Source organism: Geoalkalibacter sp. (assembly GCF_030604225.1).
Classification (GTDB): Bacteria; Desulfobacterota; Desulfuromonadia; order Desulfuromonadales; family Geoalkalibacteraceae; genus Geoalkalibacter.
Window position 1 is genome coordinate 1 of sequence record NZ_JAUVWH010000159.1, and the last position, 5,955, is coordinate 5,955.

Below are 5,955 nucleotides of genomic sequence, written 5' to 3' on the forward strand. Positions count from 1 at the left end.
CGGCGGCCGCCGAGGAGGCGTCGAGTTCCATGGAGCAGATGGCGGCCAACATCCGCCAGAACGCCGACAACGCCATGCAGACCGAGAAGATCGCCGCCAAGAGCGCCGAGGATGCCCGCCAGGGCGGTGCGGCGGTGAGCCAGACAGTGGCGGCCATGAAGCAGATCGCCGAGAAGATTTCCATCGTCGAGGAGATCGCCCGCCAGACCAATCTGCTGGCCTTGAACGCGGCCATCGAAGCGGCGCGCGCCGGCGAGCACGGCAAGGGTTTCGCGGTGGTGGCGGCGGAAGTGCGCAAACTTGCCGAGCGCAGTCAGACCGCGGCCGCCGAGATCAGCGAGCTGTCGGGATCGAGCGTCGAGATTGCCGAACAGGCCGGCAAGATGCTTGAGCAGATGGTGCCCGACATCCAGCGCACCGCCGAGCTGGTGCAGGAGATCGCCGCCGCGAGCAAGGAGCAGGACGCCGGCGCCGAGCAGGTGAACAAGGCCATCCAGCAACTCGATCAGGTGATCCAGCAAAACGCCTCGGCCTCGGAGGAAATGGCCAGCACCTCGGAAGAGCTCTCCAGTCAGGCCGAGCAGTTGCAGCAGGCGATTGCCTACTTCAAGGTCGACGGCCACGGCCAGGCCACCGTGCGCGCCGGCAAGCCGCAGCCGAAAAAGCCCGCGCCCAAGGCTATCGCTCACGTCGCCTCGCCGGCGCGAAAAGCCGCGGCCAAGGGTGGGGTGGCCCTGGAGATGGGCGCCAAGCAGGATCGGCTCGACGACGAGTTCGAGCGGTATTAAGCAAAACCTGAAAGAACTCTCACCGCAGAGAACGCAGAGAACGCAAAGAAAGCATGAAGGCGTCTTTTCTCCGCGCTCTTTGTGCCCTCTGCGGTGAGAAAAGGTCTCTCGGGTCTATTTAGTGAATAAGTGTGTGCCCATGGCTCTGACCGATCAGGATTTCAAAAGACTCTGCGGCTTTATCTACGAGCACGTCGGCATCAAGATGAGCGACGTCAAGCGCACCATGCTCGAAGGCCGCCTGCAGAAGCGCCTGCGCGCCCTGGGCCTGGCCAGTCACCGCGACTACTGCGATTTTCTCTTCAGCGCGGCGGGGCAGGACCAGGAACTGGTGCACATGATCGACGTGGTCACCACCAACAAGACGGATTTCTTCCGTGAGCCGAGCCACTTCGACTATCTTTCCCAGGTGGTGCTGCCGGAAATGAGCCGCAAGCGCGGCGGCAAAAGCAAGGTCCGGATCTGGAGCGCCGGCTGCTCGACGGGCGAGGAACCCTACACCCTGGCCATGGTGCTGCGCGAATTTCAGGAATCCTGCCCCGAGGCGGGCATCGAGGGGGAAATCTTCGCCAGCGATATTTCCACCCGGGTGCTTGAGCACGCGCGGCGCGCGGTGTACAGCGAGGATCGCATCGCCCCCATCCCGCCGGCCCTGCGCAAGAAATACCTGCTGCGCAGCCGCGACTCCCGGGCCGGGCTGGTGCGCATGGACTCCAGCCTGCGCACCCTGCTGCGTTTCGGGCGGATCAATTTCATGGATGAGGATTTCGGCTTTCAGGAGCGCTTTCAGGTGATTTTCTGCCGCAACGTCATCATCTATTTCGACAAGCCCACCCAGGAGCGCCTGATGAGGAAGTTCTGCCGCTACCTGAACCCGGGCGGCTATCTGTTTCTTGGTCATTCCGAGTCGCTGCACGGTTTTGACGTGCCCCTGGCGCAGGTGGCGCCGACGGTCTACCGGAGGCAATGAGGGTTTTATGGCAAGCGCCCCGGAACGGATACTGTCCCCCGCGACCAACACCCCCCCGCTCCCCGATCTGCGCGGGCGTCGGGTGCTGGTGGTGGCGGATTGCGCCGAAAGCCGCGACCTGCTCTACGAGATGATCGTGCTCTGGGGCGGGGAGTGCCTGGAGGTGCAAAGCGGCGACGAGGCCCTGGCCTGCACCCGCCTGTCCTTGGCCCGGGGGCTGCTCTTCGATCTGATCATCATCGACCTCAACAGCGCCGGGGCCAAGGGGCTGAGCACGGCGCGACGTCTCGCCGTCGAGACGGCCCTCGTCAAGATCCCGGTGTTGTTTCTCAACGACGAACCCTGCCCGCCACCCGACGCCGCCGGCAGCGCGGCCTTCTGCGTGGAAAAGCCCCTGCGGCTGGTCGATTTGCAGGATGCCGTGAGCAAGGTGCTGTGCGGGCGCATCTTCGGGTTTCCCCGGCGTACCAAGGCCTGGCTGACCGCCGGCCCGGCGCCCCTGCGCCAGCGTGTGCTGCTGGTGGCCGAAGGCCCGGCCAATGAGAAACTGGTGTCGACCCTGTTGTCCAAGCGCGGCCACCAGGTGACCCGGGCGGACAACGGGCGCGCGGCGCTGGATCTGCTCTCTCGCCAGATTTTTGATATGCTCTTGCTGGACATGCACCTGCCGACCCAGGACGTCGTCCAACTGGCCCAGGCCATCCGGCGCGGCGACCGGGTCGCCTGCGATCCCCGAATTCCCATCATCGCCCTGACGGTGCACCTCTGCGAGGAGGGCTCCCGGCGCTTTCTCGACGCGGGCGTCGATCGCTGCCTGGCCAAACCCTTTCAGGTTCAGGAATTGCTGGCCCTGGTGGAGAGTTACGCCCCGGCTGAAAATCCGAAAGATCAGGATGAAGTACCGTCCCTCTAAGTGGAGAAGGTTTCATGCGAATTCTCATTGCGGAAGATGATTACACCAGCCGCCGGCTCATGCAGAAGCTGCTGGCGCCCTTCGGCGAATGCGATGTCGCCCTCAACGGCGCCGAAGCGGTGGCCGCCTTCGAAGCCGCCCACGCCGAGGGCCGCCCCTATCGGCTCATCTGCCTCGATATCATGATGCCCGAGATGGACGGCCAGCAGGCCCTGAAAATCCTGCGCCGGCGCGAGGGCGAGCTGGGCGTGGCGCCGCGCGACGAGGCGCGGGTGCTCATGACCACCGCCCTGGATCAGCCTCGCGACGTCATCGAGGCCTTTTATCGCGGTGGCTGCACCGACTATCTGGTCAAGCCCATCGACAAGCAGGAACTGCTGGACAAGCTGCGCGAGCACCGAGTGCTGGCCTGAGGTCATGGCGATGAAGAGCCAAGGTGACGGCAAAATCAGGGTCATGATCGTCGATGATTCGGCGGTGGTGCGTCAGACCCTGGCGGATATTCTCGCCTCCGATCCGCAGATCGAGGTGGTCGCCACGGCCTCCGACCCCTTCGTTGCCGCCGACCGTCTCAAGACCCTGATTCCCGACGTCATCACCCTGGACGTCGAGATGCCGCGCATGGACGGGCTGACCTTCCTGCAGAAGATCATGAGTCAGCACCCGATTCCCGTGGTGATGTGCTCAAGCCTCACCGAGCGCGGTTCGGAAACCGCCCTCAAGGCCCTGGAATACGGTGCCGTCGACATCATCACCAAGCCGCGCCTGGGTACGCGCCAGTTTCTCGATGAGGCGCGGGTGCGCATCTGCGACGCCGTCAAGGCGGCGGCGCGGGCACGGCTGGTCAAGCTTTCGCCGCGCAGCCTCGAAGCCGCGCCCAAGCTCACCGCCGACGCGGTCATCGCCCGAGGCAGCTCCAAGGCGATGATCGAGACCACCGAGAAGGTGGTGGTGGTCGGCGCTTCCACGGGCGGCACCGAGGCCCTGCGGGTGTTTCTCGAAGCCCTGCCCCTGGATGTGCCGGGCATCGTCGTGGTGCAGCACATGCCCGAGCATTTCACCGCCACCTTTGCCCAGCGCCTCGACAGCCTGTGCCGGGTGTCGGTCAAGGAAGCCCAGGACGGCGACACGGTGCTGCGCGGCCGGGTGCTCATCGCCCCCGGCAACCGCCACTGTCTGCTCAAGCGCAGCGGCGCCCGCTATTATGTCGAAATCAAGGACGGCCCCCTGGTGTCGCGCCACCGGCCCTCGGTGGACGTGCTGTTTCGCTCCACGGCGCGCTACGCCGGCGCCAACGCCGTGGGCGTGATCCTCACCGGCATGGGCGACGACGGCGCGCGCGGCATGCGCGAGATGAAGGACGCCGGCGCGCGCACCCTCGCCCAGGACGAAGCGACCTGCGTGGTGTTCGGCATGCCCAACGAAGCCGTCAAGCACGGGGGGGTGGATAAGGTTCTGCCGTTGCAAAAAATCGCGGCGGAGGTGCTGCGGATGGTTTAAGGGCGGTTGTCGGTTGTCGGTTGTCGGTTATACTCAGCATACGTTGTTGGATAACGCGCTGTGCCTCTTGTGCCGGGGGAGTTCGGCATGGACGACGGTTCCGGTCGCTCAACGCAGTCCGCTGCTCCCCGGGGTTCCTCCCAGGCCGAGCCGACCTTCGCCTTTCAGGTGGAGGCGCCGGTTTCCTCGCTGCTCTTCATCGCCTCATCCGTCCTGAGTCTCACCCTGATCCTGGCGCCGCGCAACAGCACCATCGGCGTGCTCACCGCCTTCGGCTGGGGCGAGGGGCCGCTGTTCTGGCAGGGCGAGCTGTGGCGGCTGGGCATCAACAGTCTGCTGCACAACAACATTTTTCACTACCTGTTCAACATTTACTGGGTGCTGCGCCTCTCGCCGGTGCTCGAAGCCCTGATCGGCCCGCGGCGCTACCTGCCGTTGCTGCTGCTGGCGGCCTGGGTGACGGGCCTGGCGGGCAACCTGACCTGGGAGGCGGGAGGCATCGGGCTTTCGGGCCTGGTGTATTTCATGTTCGCCTACCTCGACCGCCTGCGTCCCGCCCACAAGGCGGCGCGGCGCGTGTGCGACGGGCCGACGCGGGTGCTGTTCTACTCCTGGCTGCTCATCGGTCCCCTCATCAGCCTGGTCGGCCTGGTGGCCATCGGCAACGTCGTGCATCTGGCGGGCCTGGTCCTTGGATTGGCCGCCGCCGAATGGCAGCTGCGCGGCGCGGGCCGTGCGCCGGCCTGGCGCCTGCTGCCGGCGGGCGCGCTGCTCTTGGCTCTGGCGGCGGGCAGCGCCTATCTTCATCGCCCCGTTCTCAACCCCGACTGGCATTACTGGAAGGCCTACCACGCGCGGGATGTCGCCGAGCAACTGGCCCATTACCAGCGCGTGCTGGAGTTGGCCCCCGACAACAACGCCGCCCGCTACAACCTGGGCCTGCTGTGCTTCGAGCAGGGCAAGCTGCGCGAGGCCGAGGAAAACTGGCTGGCCTGCGCCGCCCGCGACCCGGACAACGCAGACATCTGCCGTGCCCTGTTTTCCCTCTACGCGCGCCGGGGCGACGCCGCTGCCCTGGAGACCTGGGCGCGACGTCTGGAGCAGGCCTCCCGCCCTCTATGAGGGGCGCGATTTTTCGGGATGATTGATTGAGCCCAGGGAATATGCTAACTTGACCGGGTTTCACGCCCGGTTTTTTATTGGACATCCGTTTTCCGCGTGGTCTCGGCCATCGCCCTTCTGGAGGATCCCGTCTTGAAAGCCCTTCGCTTGACCCTGCTGCTCCTGCTGTGCAACCTGCTGATCGCGTCCGTCTCCCTTGCCGATGTGTTCGACAGTCTCCGCCGTGATTTCGCGCCCGTCGACGGCGTGGTGGTCATGCCCGTGGACGGCGAGTACCTCATCGACCTCGATGCCTCCAAGGGCGTGGTGCCGGGCGACCTGTTCGCCGTGGTGCGCTCCGGCGAGCGCATCGTGCATCCGGTGACGGGCCAGGTCATCGGCACCCTCGACGACGCCAAGGCGGTGCTGCGCGTGACGCGGGTGCGCTCGGGCTACAGCTACGCGGCGCCGGTGGGCGAGGCCGCGGCCATCCAGCGCGGCGACGCCATTCGGCGCTACGAACACCTGAGCGCCCTGTTCTGGGACTTTGCCGGACAGGGCGAGGAATTTTTCCAGCAGGTGCGCGACGCCCTGCCGGTCCTCGATTGGCAGGGTTACGAAGCCGCCCAGGCGCAGCGCCCCGCCGCGCCCGAGGCGCCCCTGAAATTCGGCGCCCATCTGGC

The 5,955-nt window shown here is 65.9% G+C and carries 6 protein-coding genes and 1 pseudogene; all 7 read left to right on the plus strand.

Annotated elements, in window-relative coordinates:
* On the plus strand, positions 1-788 hold a 788-nt coding region (locus tag QAT43_RS13680), incomplete at its 5' end, for a methyl-accepting chemotaxis protein (protein ID WP_305043644.1).
* Positions 789-927: 139 nt separating this feature from the next.
* A complete protein-coding gene (locus tag QAT43_RS13685; RefSeq protein WP_305043645.1) occupies positions 928-1,758 on the plus strand; it encodes a CheR family methyltransferase in 831 nt (276 codons plus the stop codon).
* Between the two features lie 7 nt (positions 1,759-1,765).
* The gene (locus QAT43_RS13690) at positions 1,766-2,671 is read left to right on the plus strand and encodes a response regulator (protein WP_305043646.1); all 906 of its coding nucleotides are present in this window, start codon (positions 1,766-1,768) and stop codon (positions 2,669-2,671) included.
* 14 nt (positions 2,672-2,685) lie between these two features.
* Entirely contained in the window at positions 2,686-3,084 is a 399-nt protein-coding gene (locus QAT43_RS13695; RefSeq protein WP_305043647.1) for a response regulator, read from the plus strand.
* A gap of 10 nt (positions 3,085-3,094) precedes the next feature.
* Entirely contained in the window at positions 3,095-4,171 is a 1,077-nt protein-coding gene (locus QAT43_RS13700) for a protein-glutamate methylesterase/protein-glutamine glutaminase (RefSeq protein WP_305043648.1), read from the plus strand.
* 87 nt (positions 4,172-4,258) lie between these two features.
* Positions 4,259-5,293, plus strand: a complete 1,035-nt coding sequence (locus QAT43_RS13705) for a rhomboid family intramembrane serine protease (RefSeq protein ID WP_305043649.1) — start codon at positions 4,259-4,261, stop codon at positions 5,291-5,293.
* Positions 5,294-5,425: 132 nt separating this feature from the next.
* A pseudogene (locus QAT43_RS13710) lies at positions 5,426-5,955 on the plus strand (hypothetical protein); the annotation flags it as partial.